This is a genomic window from Actinocorallia sp. B10E7, from assembly GCF_039871655.1.
Taxonomy (GTDB): domain Bacteria; phylum Actinomycetota; class Actinomycetes; order Streptosporangiales; family Streptosporangiaceae; genus Actinocorallia.
The window spans coordinates 1-17673 of sequence record NZ_JBDPLZ010000008.1; the positions used below are offsets into that span (position 1 = coordinate 1).

Annotated in this window: 14 protein-coding genes; 11 read left to right on the forward strand and 3 right to left on the reverse strand. The window is 67.8% G+C overall.

Annotation, left to right across the window (positions count from 1 at the left end; genetic code table 11):
* Positions 1-142: 142 nt before the first annotated feature.
* Both ABGB12_RS25425 and ABGB12_RS25430 read right to left on the reverse strand, forming a co-directional pair.
* Entirely contained in the window at positions 143-1216 is a 1074-nt protein-coding gene (locus ABGB12_RS25425) for a HAMP domain-containing sensor histidine kinase (protein WP_347681965.1), read from the reverse strand.
* Positions 1217-1226: 10 nt separating this feature from the next.
* The gene (locus ABGB12_RS25430; RefSeq protein WP_347681966.1) at positions 1227-1922 is read right to left on the reverse strand and encodes a response regulator transcription factor; all 696 of its coding nucleotides are present in this window, start codon (positions 1920-1922) and stop codon (positions 1227-1229) included.
* Between the two features lie 123 nt (positions 1923-2045).
* Between ABGB12_RS25430 and ABGB12_RS25435 the strand changes: the two genes are divergently transcribed.
* From ABGB12_RS25435 to ABGB12_RS25455, 5 genes are all read left to right on the forward strand, one after another.
* A complete protein-coding gene (locus tag ABGB12_RS25435) occupies positions 2046-2519 on the forward strand; it encodes a hypothetical protein (RefSeq protein ID WP_347681967.1) in 474 nt (157 codons plus the stop codon).
* Positions 2516-3616, forward strand: coding sequence for a peptidoglycan-binding protein (locus ABGB12_RS25440; protein ID WP_347681968.1), 1101 nt, complete (start codon positions 2516-2518; stop codon positions 3614-3616). The genes ABGB12_RS25435 and ABGB12_RS25440 overlap by 4 nt, the downstream gene beginning before the upstream one ends.
* Complete coding sequence (locus ABGB12_RS25445; protein WP_347681969.1) at positions 3613-4356, forward strand: ABC transporter ATP-binding protein; 744 nt, start codon at positions 3613-3615, stop codon at positions 4354-4356. The genes ABGB12_RS25440 and ABGB12_RS25445 overlap by 4 nt, the downstream gene beginning before the upstream one ends.
* On the forward strand, positions 4353-5576 hold the full coding sequence (locus tag ABGB12_RS25450) for an ABC transporter permease (RefSeq protein ID WP_347681970.1): 1224 nt from the start codon (positions 4353-4355) through the stop codon (positions 5574-5576). The genes ABGB12_RS25445 and ABGB12_RS25450 overlap by 4 nt, the downstream gene beginning before the upstream one ends.
* A gap of 479 nt (positions 5577-6055) precedes the next feature.
* Positions 6056-7498: an MDR family MFS transporter gene (locus ABGB12_RS25455; protein ID WP_347681971.1), complete on the forward strand. Its 1443-nt coding sequence runs from the start codon at positions 6056-6058 to the stop codon at positions 7496-7498.
* Positions 7499-7844: 346 nt separating this feature from the next.
* Here the strand turns inward: ABGB12_RS25455 and ABGB12_RS25460 are convergent, their stop codons facing one another.
* On the reverse strand, positions 7845-8264 hold the full coding sequence (locus tag ABGB12_RS25460; RefSeq protein WP_347681972.1) for a PQQ-binding-like beta-propeller repeat protein: 420 nt from the start codon (positions 8262-8264) through the stop codon (positions 7845-7847).
* 354 nt (positions 8265-8618) lie between these two features.
* On the opposite strand from ABGB12_RS25460, the gene ABGB12_RS25465 reads away from it, so the two are divergent.
* The 6 genes from ABGB12_RS25465 to ABGB12_RS25490 all read left to right on the forward strand — a co-directional run bounded on the left by ABGB12_RS25465 (position 8619) and on the right by ABGB12_RS25490 (position 17561).
* Positions 8619-13808, forward strand: coding sequence for a PA14 domain-containing protein (locus tag ABGB12_RS25465; protein ID WP_347681973.1), 5190 nt, complete (start codon positions 8619-8621; stop codon positions 13806-13808).
* A gap of 415 nt (positions 13809-14223) precedes the next feature.
* On the forward strand, positions 14224-14505 hold the full coding sequence (locus ABGB12_RS25470; RefSeq protein WP_347681974.1) for a type II toxin-antitoxin system Phd/YefM family antitoxin: 282 nt from the start codon (positions 14224-14226) through the stop codon (positions 14503-14505).
* Positions 14506-14508: 3 nt separating this feature from the next.
* Positions 14509-14790 carry a type II toxin-antitoxin system RelE/ParE family toxin gene (locus ABGB12_RS25475; RefSeq protein ID WP_347681975.1) on the forward strand — a complete coding sequence of 94 codons (282 nt, stop codon included), beginning with the start codon at positions 14509-14511 and terminating at the stop codon, positions 14788-14790.
* 342 nt (positions 14791-15132) lie between these two features.
* Positions 15133-15303: a hypothetical protein gene (locus ABGB12_RS25480; protein ID WP_347681976.1), complete on the forward strand. Its 171-nt coding sequence runs from the start codon at positions 15133-15135 to the stop codon at positions 15301-15303.
* Positions 15304-15416: 113 nt separating this feature from the next.
* On the forward strand, positions 15417-15893 hold the full coding sequence (locus ABGB12_RS25485) for a DDE-type integrase/transposase/recombinase (RefSeq protein WP_347681977.1): 477 nt from the start codon (positions 15417-15419) through the stop codon (positions 15891-15893).
* Positions 15894-16769: 876 nt separating this feature from the next.
* Positions 16770-17561 (forward strand): histidine kinase, encoded by a 792-nt coding sequence (locus tag ABGB12_RS25490; RefSeq protein ID WP_347681978.1) that lies wholly within the window; start codon positions 16770-16772, stop codon positions 17559-17561.
* Positions 17562-17673: the final 112 nt, after the last annotated feature.

Below are 17673 nucleotides of genomic sequence, written 5' to 3' on the forward strand. Positions count from 1 at the left end.
CCGAGGGGACTGCTATGCCGGTGGCCCGACAAGGTAGACGGATCCCGAAAAAGACATCCCGGGGAGTCTGGCGTCTCATGAGTCATACCTCGCCGCGACCACCTCATCCATTCTCACTGGCGTCTCACAGCTCCCTTGATCGTCATCTACCGGAATGCGGTGGTGCGGCGGGTAGTCGCACCGTGACACGGAGCCCCCCATCGGCCCGGGGGGTGAGGGTGAGGGTTCCGTCGTGTGCTTGGGTGATGCTTTTGACGATTGCCAGGCCGAGGCCGACACCTGCGTGGTCGGTGCGTATGCGTTCGGTGCCGCGAAGAAACGGCTCGACAAGCGTGGAAACCGACGGCGGGGTGAGCTTCTCTCCGGTGTTCTCGACGGTGAGCACCACGTTCTCGGGGTGAGCGCTGGTCGTGACCCACACGGTGCCCTGTTCAGGCAGGTTGTGGACGATCGCGTTGTGCACGAGGTTGGTACTCAACTGCAGCAGGAGCGCGTGCGAGCCGACGGTGGGGGCCATGTCGCCGGAGGTCTCTATGGTGAGGCCGCGTTTTTCGGCGAGGGGAAAGAGCGTTTCAGTGGCTTCTTCCGCTATGAGGGACAGGTCGACCTGTACTCGGGTGAAGGACCGCTGGTCGGCGCGGCTGAGCAGGAGCAATGCCTCGGTGAGGTCGATCGCTCGGGTGTTGACGACGTGAAGGCGGTCGATGAGTTCGCCGGTGACGCGGTTCAGGTCGTTGCGGGCCACGTCGAGAAGTGTCTGCGTGATCGCCAGCGGGGTGCGCAGTTCGTGGGAGGCGTTGGCCGCGAATCTCTGCTGTTCGGTGATGTGTGCCGCGAGCCGCGCGAGCATGGTGTCGAAGGCGTCGGCGAGCTCACGGAACTCGTCGTCACGGCCTGCCAACTCGATCCGGTGGGAGAGCGATCCGTTCGCGGCCATGCGGGCGGCGGCCGTGATGCGGGTCAGCGGGGCGAGCATCCGGCCGGCGAGAAGCCACCCTCCCAGCAGACCGAACGCCAGCAGGAACACCAGCACCCCGGCCGTCGCCGGGGCGTAGGCGTGCAGAACGATGGAGCGGATGGGCACGAGCCCACGGGGGCTGCTCACAGTGTCGGGCAAGCCGCGCAGGAGATACACCCACACGGTGGCGAGCAACAAGGCACCTGCGAGCATGAGGAAGCCGGCGTAGCTGAGGGTGAGTTTGAGGCGAACGCTCAAACCATGGGCTCTATCCACGGTCTCCTCCCTCACGCTTGGTGTCTGTTTGAGTGCTGATGCGGTACCCGGCGCCGGCCACGGTGGTGATGATCTGGGGTTCGCCGAGGCGTTTACGCAGTGCCGAGACGGTGATGCGTACGGCGTTGGTGAACGGGTCGGCGTTCTCATCCCATGCCCGTTCCAGTAGTTCTTCGGCGTTGACGACACCGCCTTCCGCAGCGACGAGAACTTCGAGTACGGCGAACTGCTTGCGGGTGAGCGCGACGTAGCGGCCATCGCGGTAGACCTCGCGACGGAACGGATCCAGACGCAGCCCGGCGATCTCTCGCACGGGCGGCCTGTGGTGGGCGCGCCTGCGGTCGAGCGCTCTGAGACGGAGCACGAGTTCTCGGAGTTCGAAGGGCTTCGTGAGGTAGTCGTCGGCACCGAGTTCGAACCCGGAGGCCTTGTCGTCGAGCCGGTCGGCGGCGGTGAGCATGAGGATGGGCATGCCGCTGCCGGAGGCGACGATGCATTCGGCGATCTCGTCGCCGGAGGGGCCGGGGATATCGCGGTCCAGGACGGCGACGTCGTAGGCGTTGATGTCCAGCAGTTCCAGAGCGGTGTCGCCGTCACCGGCGATGTCGGCGGCGATCGCTTCCAGGCGTAGGCCATCGCGGATGGCCTCTGCCAGATAGGGCTCGTCCTCGACGATCAACACACGCATACTTTCGAGGCTACGAGCCGGAACATATCGTCGGCGTATCGAAAAGCACATACGTGCTGGCAACACCGCGCTGCCTTGACTGGAGGCATGCCCTACAGCGGACGAATACGAAGACTACGGCCGTTGGCCGCCCTTGCCCTGGTCGCCCTGATCGGCACCGGCTGTTCGAACGCATCTGATGGAAACGACAGCAGCACGGCCGCCACCGATCGGGATAAGGCGGTGAAGTTCGCCGAGTGCATGCGGAACAACGGTGTCAGCGAGTTTCCGGACCCGAACGCGTCGGGCGGGTTCACCTATGGGATCAAGCTGGGCTCGTCGTTGGACCCGAATTCCGCAGTGTGGAAGAAGGCCATCGGCGCGTGCAAGGACCTGCGGCCACCGGGCTTCATGAGCAGTAGAAAGGCGAGCGCCGAGGTGATGAAGGCGCGCCTCAAGTTCGCCGCGTGCATGCGCGAGAACGGTGTGAAGGATTTCCCGGACCCCACCCCTGACGGGCCCCTCATCAACGTGGAGAACGCCCAGAGCATTCCGGGGTTCCAAGAAGCGCTGCAGCAGTGCCGCGATCTCTTGCCGGGCGGACTGGGGGGCCGGTGAAGCGGAAGACTTGGGCGCTGGCCGGAGCGGTGGTCCTGGTCGCCGCCACCGGCGCCGTGGTCGTCACGGTCTGCACGTCCGATGCCGAGCCGACGACCCAGGCCACACAGGAGGTGCCGACGAACATCGTGAAGGTGGAAAGGGGGAAGCTCTCCTCCACGGTTTCTCAGGACGGGACCCTGACCTATCGGGCGCGATCGGACGGCTCGCCGTACTCCGCAATCAACCAGGCCCACGGGATATTCACCAAGCTGCCCGATGAAGGCGACAAGGTCGACTGCGGCGACGTGTTCTATCGGGTGGACGACGACCCGGTGCTGCTGCTGTGCGGCATGGTCCCCGCCTACCGGGAGCTGGACAGAGGCGATAAGGGCAAGGACGTCCTTCAGCTCAACCGGAACCTGCACAAGCTCGGCCACGACGCCGACGCCCATGTCGCCATCGACCCCGTCGACGACGATTTCACCTGGAAGACGGAGAAGGCGCTCAAGGAGCTCCAGGACGCCAAAGGCTTGGACGAGACCGGAAAGCTTGCCCTCGACAATGCGGTCTTTCTGCCCGATTCGGTGCGCATCTCCAAGGTGACCGGCCGGCTCGGCGGACCTGCTCAACCGGGTGCGCAGGTCGCGCAGGCCACCTCCGGCACGCTGGAGGTGCAGGTGGAGCTCGATGCGTCGCAGCAGGGTGTGGTGCGCAAGGGCGACCCTGTACAGATCACTCTGCCCGGCAACAAGGCGGTGACGGGAAAGGTGGACCGGCTCGGGAGAGTCGCCCGGACCGATGGAAAGGACGACAGTGCCGGGGCCGCGACCATTCCGGCCTACGTCACGCTCGACAAGCCGGAGGAGGCACGCGAGCTCGACAGGGCTCCGGTCCAGGTGGAGATCACGGCCGAGGGGGTGGAGAACGCCCTGAGCGTCCCGGTCACCGCGCTCGTCGGGAGGTCCGGCGGCGGATTCGCGGTCGAGGTCGTGCGCGACGACGGGCGGCGCGAACTGGTCGCGGTGAAGCTGGGCCTGTTCGATACCGCGAACGGGCGAGTTCAGATCACGGGTGACCTCGCCGAAGGCGATCAAGTGGTGGTGCCGTCGCCATGAGCGGTGAATCAGTCCTGGAACTGGACGGGGTGACCAAGGTCTACGGTGAGCAGCCGCCGGTGCCCGCCCTCCGAGGAGTGTCCTTCTCCGTCCGGCGGGGTGAGCTGGTGGCGATCGTCGGGCCCTCCGGGTCGGGCAAGTCCACGCTCCTGCACATCATGGGGACGCTGGAGCCGCCCAGCAGCGGCGTGGTCCGGATCAGCGGGGTCGACGCGGCGCGGCTGAGCGACCGCGAGCTTTCGCTGCTGCGGGCCAGGGAGATCGGGTTCGTCTTCCAGCGGTTCTTCCTGGCCGAACACGCCACGGTGCGGGAGAACGTCGCCGACGGACTGCTCTACGCCGGCGTCGCCGCCGCAGAGCGGTACAGGCGCGCGGATGAGGCGCTCGAACGGGTCGGCCTCGCCGACCGCGCGAATTTCAAGCCCACCAAGCTCTCCGGAGGGCAGCGGCAGCGGGTCGCGATCGCCCGGGCCCTCGTCGGGAGTCCGGCGATCGTCCTCGCCGACGAACCGACCGGGAACCTCGACAGCGCCACCGGCGCATCGATCATGAAGCTCCTCCGCGAGCTCAACGCCGCCGGCGCCACCATCATCATGATCACGCACGATGCGGTCCTCGCCGATCAGCTGCCTCGCCGGATTCGGGTGCTGGACGGCCGGGTGGTCTCCGATACCACACCCGATCACGGCGTCCTCGCGGTGCCCACGGACGGTACGGGTGCGAAGGGAGGGGCGCCATGAGCGACAAGGGCGGGCGACTGGGGCTGAAGGACGGACTGCGGGTGACGAGCGTCGGGTTGCGCGCCCGGCCGCTGCGCGCCGCGCTGTCCGCGCTCGGGATCGCGATCGGAACGGCGGCGATCGTGGCGGTCCTCGGACTGTCCTCCTCCTCGCAGGCCGGACTGCTCGCGGAGATCGACCGGCTCGGCACGAACATGCTGACCGTCGAGGCCGGACAGAGCTTCACCGGGCAGCCGTCGAAGCTGCCCCTCGAAGCACCGGCGCGGATCTCACACCTGGACGACGTCGAACTGCTGGCGCACACCGGTCTGATGAAGGACGAGAAGGTCTACCGGAACTCGATGATCCCGGAGAGCGACTCCGGTGGCCTCCAGGTACGGGCCGCCAGCCTGAACCTGCTGTCCGTGCTCAACACCGGCATCGCACGCGGCAGCTGGCTCAACGAGGGCACTGCCCTCGGGCCGGTCGCGGTGCTCGGTTCGGAGGCCGCGCAACGGCTGGGTGTCAGCCGGGTCCAGCCCGATCAGCGGATCTGGCTGGGACACCAGTGGTTCAATGTCGCGGGCGTTCTGAAACCCGCGCCGTTGGAGCCCGACATCGATAACAGCGCCTTGATCGGTTATCCGGCCGCCCAGAAGTACCTCGGCCATGTCAGCCTGGTCCGCGGCAAGGTGACGGTCGGCCCGCCGAGCACGATCTACGTGCGCGTCACCACCGGTCACGAGGCGGCGGTGCAGGGACTGCTCGCGCAGACCGCCAATCCCGAGGCACCGAACGAGGTGAACGTGAGCCAGCCGTCCGACGTGCTCACCGCCAGGGCCGCCGCGGCGGGGGCGTTCGACAGCCTCTTCCTGGGGCTCGGGGTGGTGGCACTGATCGTGGGTGCCGTCGGCGTCGCCAACACCATGATCATATCGGTGCTGGAACGCCGCTCGGAGATCGGCCTCCGTCGCGCCCTCGGTGCGACGAAGGGCCAGATCCGGACGCAGTTCCTCGGTGAGTCGATTCTGCTCGCCGTCATCGGCGGCGTCGTCGGTGTGCTGGCCGGGGCCGTGGCGACGGCCGTGTACGCCGGCTCGAAGGGCTGGGCCGTCGTGATCCCCGTCGAGGCGTGGTCGGGCGGCATCGCCTCGGCCCTCCTGATCGGTGCGTTCGCCGGTCTGGCGCCCGCCGTTCGAGCGTCCCGGATGCCGCCTACCGTGGCATTGCGTACGGCGTGAGCGGGAAGCGGATCTCCATCGAGAGGCCACCCTGCGGCCACGCGTTCGCGGTGAGCTCGGCGTCGTGGGCGATGATGTCACCCATGGATAAACCGGGGCGCTTCACCAAACAACGGACCCCCGGACCGGCTCCTTGACTTCAGGGGGAAGCTCTCCTGGACGATGGAATTCACGTGATGCCCGTGCGCTCGTGCTGTAGAGCCCTGCCGGGCTCATCGTCAGCATGAACGCAGCGAGTAGGATCCTGTGCGCATCCGCCCTCCTAAATCGCCTGCAACGGCTCTTGCCTGTACTTCGACCGGAGCGTGTTGCCGGATGAGTGCCAGGAAGTTCGGCCCACCGGCTTGCTGCAGCCGGGCGGAGAGTGCGGGGCCCCCGCCTCCCGCGACGGAGGAAATCCTGTGGGATTTTGTCGGTGGCGTGTGGAAGTCTCTGTCTAAACAGCCCCCACGCCATCTCCGCACGTCTGGTCGGGTGACATGACAGCCTCCGAGATCGACCTTTCCTTCCCGGCCGAACCCGTGACAGCGGGACGGACGCCTCCCGTCGTCCGCCTGCTGGTGCTCGCGACGTTCGTGGTGATCCTGAACGAAACGATCATGATCAACGCGATTCCGAAGCTCATGAGCGCTCTGGAGATCACTGAACAGACGGCTCAGTGGCTCTCGACCGCGTTCATGCTCACCCTCGCGGCGGTCATCCCCGTCACCGGATGGTTCCTGCAGCGCGTCACGACCCGGCAGGCTTACTGCGTCGCCATGGGGCTGTTCATCGCGGGCACCGTGCTGGCCGCCGCCGCACCGGGCTTCGTCGTCCTGCTGGCGGCGCGGATCGTTCAGGCGTCCGGCACCGCGATCATGATGCCGCTGCTGATGACGACCCTCATGCAGGTGGTCCCGACGGCCGACCGCGGCCGGGTGATGGGCAACGTCACCCTGGCGATCTCCGTCGCGCCCGCGATGGGGCCGGCGGTGTCCGGGCTGATCCTCCAGGTCGGCGGCTGGCGGTGGCTGTTCGTCGTGGTGGTCCCCATCGCGGCGGTGATCACCTGGGCCGGGTTGCGCAAACTCGAGAACGTCGGTGAGCCCCAGGAAGGCGCCATCGACTGGTTCAGCGTCGTCCTGGCGGCCCTCGGCTTCGGCGGCCTGGTCTACGGGCTGAGCCAGTTCCACGCCGGCGGCTACGGTACGGCCGTCGCGATCGTGGCGGCCGGGCTGGCGGCGATCGCGGTGTTCGTCTTCCGGCAGCTGCGCCTGCAAAAGCGCGGGGTCCCGCTGCTCGACCTGCGCACCCTTGGCAACCGCACCTACACGGTCGCGCTCATCCTCATGGCGGTCGCCTTCATGGCGATGATGGGGTCGATGATCCTTCTCCCGCTCTACCTGCAGAACGTGCGCGCGCTCAGCGCCCTGCAGACCGGTCTCCTGGTCATGCCCGGCGGCCTCGCGATGGGTCTGCTCGGCCCGGCCATCGGCCGGGTGTTCGACAAGCTCGGCGGCCGCGTCCTCATCATCCCGGGATCCGTCGGCATCATCCTGGCGCTCGCGGGCTTCACCCGGCTCACGATGACGATGCCTTACTGGCAGATCCTCGGCCTGCACATGCTCCTGATGCTGAGCCTCGCCGCACTGTTCACGCCGGTCTTCACCCTCGGGCTCGGCGCGGTGCCCCCGCACCTCTACTCGCACGGCAGCTCCATCCTCAGCACGCTTCAGCAGGTTTCCGCCGCCTTCGGCACCGCCCTGGTGATCACGCTGATGAGCCAGCGGACCGAGACCCGGATCGCCGAGGGAGCGACTGCGGCCGTCGCCGCCCTCGACGGAATGCAACTGGCCTTCATCGTCAGCGCCGTCCTCTCGGTCGTCGTCCTGATCACCGCCCTGCTGCTCCCCGCCCGCCCGGACCCCACCCCCCGAAACTGAACCCGAAGCAACACCGTCCAGCAGAACCCCGGCCTCCCTACGACCGACCGCCGTCCAGCATGGCGGGCAGGATGGTGTGAATCGTTCCGAATTTGGTGGAGGCTGGTGGCAGCAGAACGACCGCGCCACCCTCAAACGACTGAACCGACTGATCGAAGACATCGGCAAGCCCGCGCCCTCCCCAGAAGCGCCTCGAAGGTCAGGGAGAGCAACGCCCCTGCGAGAAGGATCCACTACCGACGACCGGTCGTTCCCGACCGTCCGCCGGTAGCGGACCCTGGCACGGCGGCACGTCGAAGAAGAAAGCGTTCGAGGCCATGTCTTGACATCGGATGGTGCGGAACGGTTAGAACCTCGGCAGGCCTTGGAGCGGGTGGTAGGGGGTCATGCCCGTGCCTGAGACGACGACCAGGGCCGTGGGGGCCGGGACCAGCTGCAGCCGTGAGTCGATGCGGCGCAGCGGGACGGTCGCCGACCTGCGCTCCGCTCCGGTGGCCGGGTCGAGGATCCGGAGCTTCATCGTGTCGAACCGCGCGGTCGCCATGATGACGTCCTGGCCGTCCACGGCGAGGGCCGAGACGGAGTCGCGGTCCTCCTTCGTCGCCCACAGGCGGCGGCCGTCGGCCAGGGCGTAGGCCGTGACCTGGTGCCGCGCCTTCTCGGCGCGGGTCGGGGCGTCGAAGGCGGTCAGCCCGCCGGACGTCCAGACGCCCTCGGTCTCGGCGTCGGAGACGGTGTCGGACGGCGACGCCCAGGTCACCTCCACAGCCCGTCCTCGACGAACAGGACGCCGGGATGGGCGACACGGAATTCCTCGGAGAACGGCCAGTAGATGGTCGCCCGTCGGCCGTCGAGGAGTCCGGCCTGGGTGAGGACGAACGCGCCGGTGCGTGCTGGACGCAGAACATCTGCCTACGTCGTCCACCGAACGGAGTGTGGTATCGCCCTCGGGGGATGCTCCCATTCGTCCTGGGGAGATCGGGGCCGTCGGAGGCGCGGCGATGAGACTGAGGTCACAACATCCATTCGCCAAGTAGACATTAATGTCTATTAACTGTGGGCCCCCTCTGAGATGGCCGGTGTCCAGTTGCCTTATTGGTGAGATCGGATGGGGTCGTTCATGGACTTGAAACGTCGGAGTAGTGCTCTGTCACCGGTCGGGGCCTGGGGGCGGGTGCGGGCGACGGCGTTGGTGACGTCGCTGGTGCTGGTGACGTCGTTGGCGCAGGCGGTGGTGTTCGCGCAGGAGGCTCGTGCGGAGCCGAAGATCCCGCGGAGGGATCTTCCGCTCCTGGCGTCGTCGGCGAAGGCCAAACCCGTTGAGCCGGAGTCCCCGGCCAAGGAGCCGAAGGCGGACTTCACGGCTCTGGCCCGGTCCACGGCGGAGGCGTCGGCTGCGGCGGCGGAGGCGCCGCAGACGAGCCTGGTCAGCCCCGCCGACGACAGTGTCGTGGCGACCCAGGTGCCGATCCTGAAGGTCCAGTCGGCGGGAAGCGGTGTCCTGTACTGCTTCAAGGTGTCGACCGGGTTCGACGGGGCCTCCGGCAGCGTCGTCGACTCGGGCTGTCTGTCCACGCCACAGTGGAAGGTGCCCAAGCACGTCCTGCGGGACGGGGGCAGGTACACCTGGACGGCCGGCACGACGACGGGGGCCGGGCAGCCGGTGACGCCGCCGAGCTGGGTCGCGCATTTCACCGTCGACATGCGGATGGGTGATCCGGGGCCGGCGCCGGTCGACGAGCTCGGCCCGGTGGCGGTCAACCTGTTCAACGGCAACGCCCAGACGAAGGCCTCCGGCCCGGAGTTCCAGGCGGTGGGCGGCCCGGCCGGGGTGACGTTCGCCTACAACTCCCGGCAGGGCGAGCCGCGCGGTGTGCGCGCGTCCTACTTCGACGACGCGAACCACGACGGCGTCCCGGACGGGGCACCGGTGATGATCCGCAGCGAGGCCCAGGTGAACCTGGACTGGGGCAACGTGTGGAGCAACGTGTCGGAGAACCTTCCGTGGAAGGAGAACCCGCTCCCCTCCGCGCTGGACGAGACCGGGTACGTCATCCGCTGGGAGGGCTATTTCCGGGCCCCGGCCTCCGGTGACTTCCGGTTCGCGGGGATGCACGCCGACGGCGCGAGGATCTGGGTGGACGGCAGGCTCGTCTACGACAACCCGAACGCCGTCCCGAGCCTGGGGAACGACTTCCTGCAGGCCGGACCGAAGCAGGACGCCGACGTTCCGCTCACCACCGGCCAGCGCGCCGCCGTCAAGGTCGAGCTGTACCACCACAGCGCCGAGCGGCCCCGGATGGTGCTGTGGACCAAGAGCACGACCGGCACCACCCAGCGCAGCCACAACCTGAGCCCCCGCGTCGTCACCACCGAGATGCTGTACGCCCAGGACCCGCAGCCGCTCCCGTCCGGGTGGACGCTCGGCGTGGCCGGCAGCGGCTACACCGGCGCCGAGGCCCTCGACGGTTCGGTGGTGCTCACCGACACCTCCGGCGGCAAGCACACCTGGACCAAGACCTCCTCCGGCGGCTACGCCCCGCCGGCGGGCGAGGACGGTGTGCTCTCTTTCGACGCCGACGGCCGGATCACCATCACCGAGACCGATGTCGCGTCGATCTTCAACCCCGACGGGACGCTCGCGCAGGTCGTCTCGGTCCTGGACAGCAAGAAACCGGCCTCGCTGCAGTACCTCTACAGCGGCGCCGTCCCGCGTTTGACGCAGATCAAGGACCCGGTGTCGGGCCGGTCGCACACGCTGTACTACAACACCGACGGCACCGACGGCTGCTACGGCGGGACGGCCCGTCCCGCGGGCTCACACCCCGCACCCGCGCAGAAGCTGTGCCGCATCCGGTACTGGGACGGCACCGAGACCCGCCTGTGGTACTCGATGGACACCCTCGCCCGCATCGAGAACCCGGGTGCGGCCATCACCGACTACAACTACCTCGACCGAGACTCCCTCAAGGTCACCCACGACCGCTCCGACACCACCCCGGAGCAGCGCCAGCAGCTCAAGGACCAGGTCGGCCCGCTCACCCAGATCCGCACCCCGCAGGCCTACGACTGGCTGGCCCGGCAGACGCCCGCGGGCCGGGTGCTGGCCGAACGCACCGAGATCGAATACGAGAGCATCTACGAAAGCGACATCCAGGAGTCGCCGCTCCGGGCGGTCAAGGTCCTCGCGCCGTTCCCCAGCGGCTACGCGCAGGTCGGGGCACGACCGGGCCGCACCTACACCTACGACCTCACCCGCAGGGAGACGGCGATCTGGATCAGCGGGCTGAACACCGTGCGCTCGCGCGTCGTGACCTATGACTCCGGGGGCCGCGAGTCGAAGACGACGGACGCCGACGGCGTGGCCTCCTCGCTGGAATGGAACTCCAAGGACAATCTGGTCGCGAGCGTTGACGCGCCGGGCAAGCGCACCACCCACGTCTACGACCACGCCGACCGGCTGACCGACAGCTACGGACCCGCGGCGGCGTCGTGCTTCGACGGCCAGACCCCGACATCGGCGTGCGCGGACAAGGTCCCGCACCAGCGCCTCGGCTACGACGAGGGCATCCGCGGTCTGCAGGCCGCGCTGTACGACAACCCGTACCTGTCGGGTGCGCCCGCGGTGTGGCAGACCGGGGTCGGCACCGGTGACGGCTCTCTGTCGGGCGACTGGGGCGCCGGCCCGCCGGTGGCCGGCACCGGCGGCTGGTCGGGCCGGTTCACCGGTGAGATCCGGTTCCCCGAGACCGGCGAGTACAAGGTGGGCTTCACCGTCGTCGACGGGGTGCGCCTGTGGATCGACGATGTGCTGCGCGTCGACAGCTGGACCGACAAGGCCAGTACCGAGGTCTCCGGGAAGTTCACCAACACCAAGGCCGGAAGCCGGCACCGCATCCGCGTGGAGTACTACAACCGCAGCGGGAACACCGGCGCCCTTGCCCTGACCTGGACACCGCCCGGAGACGACGACGCGGTGACCGTCCCCGGCGAACACCTGGCCCCCCGCTACGGCTACGAGACCAGCAAGATCACCTACAGCTCCTCCGCCGGCGACACCGAGCGCGCCCCGTCAACGAAGACGACGACCGACTACTCCGACCCCGCCGCGGGGATCGACCCGGTGTTCGGGCTGCTGGTCTCCAAGACCAGCGACCCCGGCGGCCTCGACCTGGTCAGGCGCAACCTCTTCGAAAGCCCCGGCAACGGGTTCCTGCGCCGACTGGCAGAGGCCCTGCCCGGGGGAGACATCGCCGATCCCGCCAAACGCGGCTCCGCCACCTTCTACGGAGACAACGAGACCCGCGCCGACCCCTGCGAGGAGGACTCGCCGGCAGTCAACCAGGGCGGCATGGTCAAGACCCAGACCGCGGCGAAGAACGCCGACGGATCGGCCAACAAGGCCGAGCAGGTGTACAACGCGGCGGGCCTCGTCGTCGCCACCAGGATCAACAACGAGCCCTGGTCGTGCACCGGCCACGACGCCCGCGGCCGGGTCGTCCGCAAGTCGTTCCCCGCGCAGGGCGGCCAGCCTGCGCGCACCATCACCTACGACCACGCCGTGGGCGGCGACCCCCTCACCACCAGGACCACCGACGAGAGCGGCTCGACCACCGCCGTCGTCGACCTGCTCGGACAGGTCGTGTCCTACACCGACGCCAACGGGGCGGTCACCACCACCAAGTACGACGCCGCCGGACGCAAGACCAGCGAGACCACCACGGTCAAGGGCGTCACCTCGACCCTGGCCTACCGCTGGACCGACGGTTTCCGCCTGGCCCGGACGGACCTGGACGGCACCACTGTCGCCACTCCCGCCTACAGCTCGGGGAGGCTGCAGACCGTCCGCTACGGCAACACCACGGACCTGACGCTCACCTACAACGACGCCGGGCCGGTCACCGGCCTGAAATGGAAGACCCCCGCCTCGACGGTCACCGACACCGCCGTCCGCTCCCGCGACCAGCGCATCACCGACACCGCCGTCACCGACACCTCCACCGGCACCGCCTACGACCACTCCTACACCTACGACGGCGTCGGACGGCTGGTCGCCGCCACCGTGCCGCACCACAAGCTGACCTACGGCTTCGCCGGAGACGGAGGCTGCGGGCCGAACCCCAAGGCGGGCGCGAACACCAACCGCACCACCTTCACCGACAGCCTCGACGGCGCCGCTCCGGCCACCACCACCTACTGCTACGACCACGCCGACCGGCTGATCTCGACGAGCGGCGCGACCGCGCTGTCGTTCGACTACGACGTCTACGGCAACGCGACCAAGGTCGGCACCGACACCCTCGGCTACGACTCCACCCGCCGGCACGTGTCCACCACGACCGCAGCCGGGCGCTCCATCAGCTACACCCGCGACATCAACGACCGCATCATCGCGCGGACGTTCCAGGAGGGCACACAGGCGGCACAGACCACCCGGTACGCCTTCACCTCCGACTCCGGCGGCCCCGACTTCGTCCTCGACGCCGCCGGAAACCTGCGGCAGCGCGTGCTGAAACTGCCCGGCGGAGTCGTGCTCACCAAGAACTACACCCCGAACACTCCAGCCAACTGGGCCTACCCCGACATTCAGGGCCACATCCTGTTCACCGCGAACGGCTCCGGCGTCCGCACCGGCAAGATCCGTCTGTACGACCCGTTCGGCCAGAACATCGACCCCGACACCGGCGCCATCGGCGACATCCCGCTCCCCGCCACCGCCGAGGGCGGCATGGACTTCGGATACCTCGGCCAGCACACCGTTCCCATCGAACACCTCGCCAGCCACCAGGCCCTCGAGATGGGGGCCCGCACCTACCTTCCCGTCCTGGGCCGCTTCCTGCAGACCGACCCCGTCTCCGGCGGATCGGCCAACAACTACGACTACGCCAACGGCGACCCCATCAACAACCGCGACCTCACCGGAAAAGCGACGCTCGCACTTTGGGCCGGAGTTGTCGGGGCAATCATCGTCCTCGAGGTGCTTGACCAAGCCAGAGAAGTCGACCCCAGCATTCCCGTCCACGACCCTGAGCCTGACGCGCCGATGCCGACACAGACCTATCCCGACCTCCCCCCTGACACGGCGACGCCCCCCAAAGCAGAACCCGCGAACCCAGGACCCGCGTCGACGCCGAGTCCTAAGACGAGCGAACCCCAGAATCCCCAGACGCCTACGCCGACCCCCGCGCCTACACCGACGCCGAGTCCGGCACCGCTGACAGGAGACCAGTCCTCTTCGCCGAGACCGACCACGAAAGCGGAAGAACCATCGATACCCGACGAGCAGCCGCGAGAGGAGACCCCGAACTGAGTGGCTGAGCCTCGAAACCGATCACTCTCGGGCCGCCCCGAAGATCCCGGACGGCAAGGACATCCGCCCATGCCGCCAGTCGGATGCCAAAGGCGGCCTCGGGCCGTCCTGTCCGGCACGGATCCGACTCGAGAATCAGATCCCAGCCGCATGCTGCTCGACTGCGGCGGCGCGATCAGGCCGTGCCGGGCGCTGGTCCTGTCCCGATGATCGGCGGCGGTCGCGGGCTGCTCATGGCTCTGGGCTGGTCGGGCCTCCACCGAACTCGGAGCGGTTCAATGAGATGCCCCGAAGGCGCGGGACAGTTCTTGCGGTCACCTCTCTTCCCCGAACAGCGGGGGACGCCCTCACCCTGGAGAACTCGGCCCGCTCCTCCTTCCTGAAGCCGTTCATGTACATCTGTTACATTGGTGACATGAGTGAGCCGGTGATCGAATCCATGGCGGAGGTGCGCAGCCACCTCGCCGACGTCATAGACCGTGCGCACCGTGACGAGACCCCGACGATCATCACCCGCCGGGGCAAGCAGGAGGCCGTGGTGCTCGATATCGAGGAGTACCGGCGACTGCACCGGATCGCCGAAGAGGCCGAGGACGCCTGGCTCAACCAGCTGGCCGACGAAGCCGAGGCCGAGGGCACGGAGAGGTCGGTCTCCCTCGAAGAGATGGCGGCTCTGATCCGCGACCACCACGGCTGACCCATGGGACACACGACACGCTTCACCCCCCAGGCCCAGCGGGACCTGCTCAAAATCCCGCGCCAGGACGCCATGAGGATCCTGCACCGTCTCACCGAACTCCAGAAGGCGATGGACACGGGAGACACCTCGGCGTTCGACATCAAGGCACTCCAGGGCCACAACGCCCGCTGGCGGCTCAGGGTCGGTGACCACCGCGTCGTGTACACCGTCGAAAACGGTCAGCTGACCGTATGGGTCCTGACGGTCGGCAACCGCCGCGACGTCTACCGCCGCCTCCCATAGAAACCGCGTTCACCCAGCCGACCGGACGACGACAACTCGGCCTTCGACGCCCGCCCCGCCCAGACGACAGGTCGAAATGCGGTCGTCACCGTGACCGTGTGGCCGATACCCAGCCCGACGACCGGGTGCCGGCCCAACGCGGATCAGGGCACGCGAACGCGGCAGACGTCGCCGATGGGGTAGGCAGAGGCATGTGCAAATGGTCGCGCTCGCCCCACCATCATGAACCCCCGTGCGCTCCGTGGCCATCCCGAATCGAGGTGGCGCCGGCGAACGAGCGATAAATCGATCTCAGCGCTCACGAAAAGCCTCGGGGTCAGTCAGTCGCGGCTGAGTAACCGGATGCGCCAAGCCGACAGAGACGAAGGAATCAGGAACGACGGCGGCCTGACGACGGCGGAGAAGAAAGAACTGACCGAGCTGCGTCGCAAGACCAGACAGCTGGAGCTGGAGAACGAAATCCTCAAGCGTGCCGCCGCCTGCTTCACCCGTGAGAACGTCCTCCCAAAATAAAGTTCCCGCTGATCCGAGAACTCGCGGAGCACGGGATTCCCGTGGCTGCCTCTTGCCGGATTCTGGGCGTCTCCCCACCGGGTTATAAGAGCTGGGCGGGGCGGCCGGCGTCCGTGCGCGAGCAGCGCGACAAAGAGCTGTTGAAGGTGATCCGGCGGATCCACGAGGAATCCCGATTCAGCTATGGATCACCCCGCGTGCACGCCGAGGCGACGCTCGGGCCGGGCGAGCCGGTGAACCGCAAGCGGGTTGGGGCGGCTCATGCGCGAAGCCGGTATCCAGGGCATCTACCGGCGCCGCGGCCGCAAACGCGCCCCAGGCGGCCCGGCCACCGAGGACGACCCGTCCACCGCGGCTTCGACGCCGACGCGCCCGGAATTCCGTGGTTCACCGACATCACCGAACACCCGACCGCGGAAGGAAAACCGTACTGCACCGTTGTTCTGGACTTCTTCTCGCGTCGTATCGCCGGCCGTTCCATTGACATCCGCCAGTCCAGCGATCTGGTCATCAATGCGATGTCGGCAGCGGCCACCCGACGCCGTCCCGTCCGGGACAAGACGATTCCGCATTCCGATCATGGCTCGTAGTTCACGTCTTGGACATTCGGCAAGCGCCTGCGCGACTCCGGGCTTCTCGGCTCGATTGGAACGGTCGGAGATTGTTTTGACAATGCGATGATGGAGTCGTTTCGAGGAACGCTCCGGCTTGAGCTGCCCGACACTCGAAAATGGCGGACAAGAGCCGAAATCGCCGCCTCGGTGTTTAAATGGATCGAGTGCCGGTATAACCCGTTCAGAAGGCATTCCAGCCTCGGAACGCTCAGCCCGGCAGCCTACGAGGAGCGGTACTGATCCTCGCCAGACGTCGGCTGACCCGTCTCACCGTAGGTGGCGGCTACGGCTGTTCTCCTGCGCCGCACACCTGGCCCGAGGCGGACGGCGCCCGCTGCTGCGCCCGGCCCGGACCTGCACCCACCGCCCCGACCATCCGGAAAGGAGACCGCCGGGGCCCGTGGAACCCCGCCCACCCGGCGCGACAGCCGGGCCACCATGCTGTTCCACCCGCTGAAAACAGCGTTGGTCGGGTCGCCACACGGCCCGACCAACGTCACGAAAGATCGAGGTTAGACTGACCCGCAGGCGAGATTCTTCACTTGCGAGGCCAACTTGGTGATGTACCGATCTTCACCAGCGATGTCACTGGCGAATTTCCTGGATCAGAACGTCAATGCAATGGTCACGTCTTATGAGCTGCAGCTCAGCGAGGCGGGAAGCTCCCTTCTGTGCGACGAGGAAACCCGTTCAGAATGTTTTGAGCAGGCCCGAGGAATTATCTCCGACATAGCATCGAATCTGCGCGGAGAAGGGGACAGAAGAGAGGCTGCCGCTCGCTCTCTTTCTGCGGAGATAGGAATATCGAGGGCTTCACGGAGCATTCATCCGAATGAGTCGCTGCGCGCCGCGATGATCCTTTTCGAAGTGGTGGCGGCGCGGTGCGCCGGCTTTCTCGAGCACAACGCGCTCAGTTCGGACGTCATGCTCCAGGTCGTCGTGGTGGCGAACCGGGTCATCTCGGAACGCATCCGGCTGGCGGCCAGTTCCTACACCGGTTTCCTGCTGGATACGGTCCAGCAGGCCCATGTCGGGGAGCGCCGCAGGATCGGCCGCGAACTGCACGACAGGGTCGGCGGCGACGTCGCGGCCGCGCTCCGCATGCTCGAACGGGCCGAGACCGCCCGGCCGGAACCCGTCGAAGGCGTGGAGCAGGCCTGCGAGGTGCTGAGGGACACGCTGCGCGACCTGCGCGACCTCATTCACGGGCTCCGGCTGGAGGAACCGCGGCAGAGCCTGGAGCGGGCGCTGCTCGACGTCATCGACAACAGTGACGCGGCGGGCATGACCTACCTGGTCAAGGTCAACGGCGACGACAGCCTCCTGCCGGCCCAGGTCCGCTCGGAGGTCTTCCTCATCATCCGGGAGGCCCTGCGCAACATCTTCGCCCATTCCCTGGCCCGGGTGCTGCGAGCCCAGATCGACATCGCCCCCGGCGAGATCCGCGCCACCGTCGAGGACAACGGCATCGGCATCGGAACCGACCCCGACCCCCGCAGCAGCGGCCTCAGCTCCATGCGCGAACGCGCGGCCCTGCTCGGCGGCTCGCTGGCCGTCGTCGACCGCTTCGGCGGAGGCACCCGGGTCGAGCTCGCCGTCCCCCTCTTCCCCGCCGACCGGCCGCCGGACCTCGTGGCGGACTGACCCTCCGGTGGCCTCGGCCGCCCACCGGATCCGGCCGGACCGGAGCGCTGTGCAACTTAGGTTGTAGGCGATGCACTTTGGATGAGTTCGGGTCGGCGACTGTGGTTGGGGT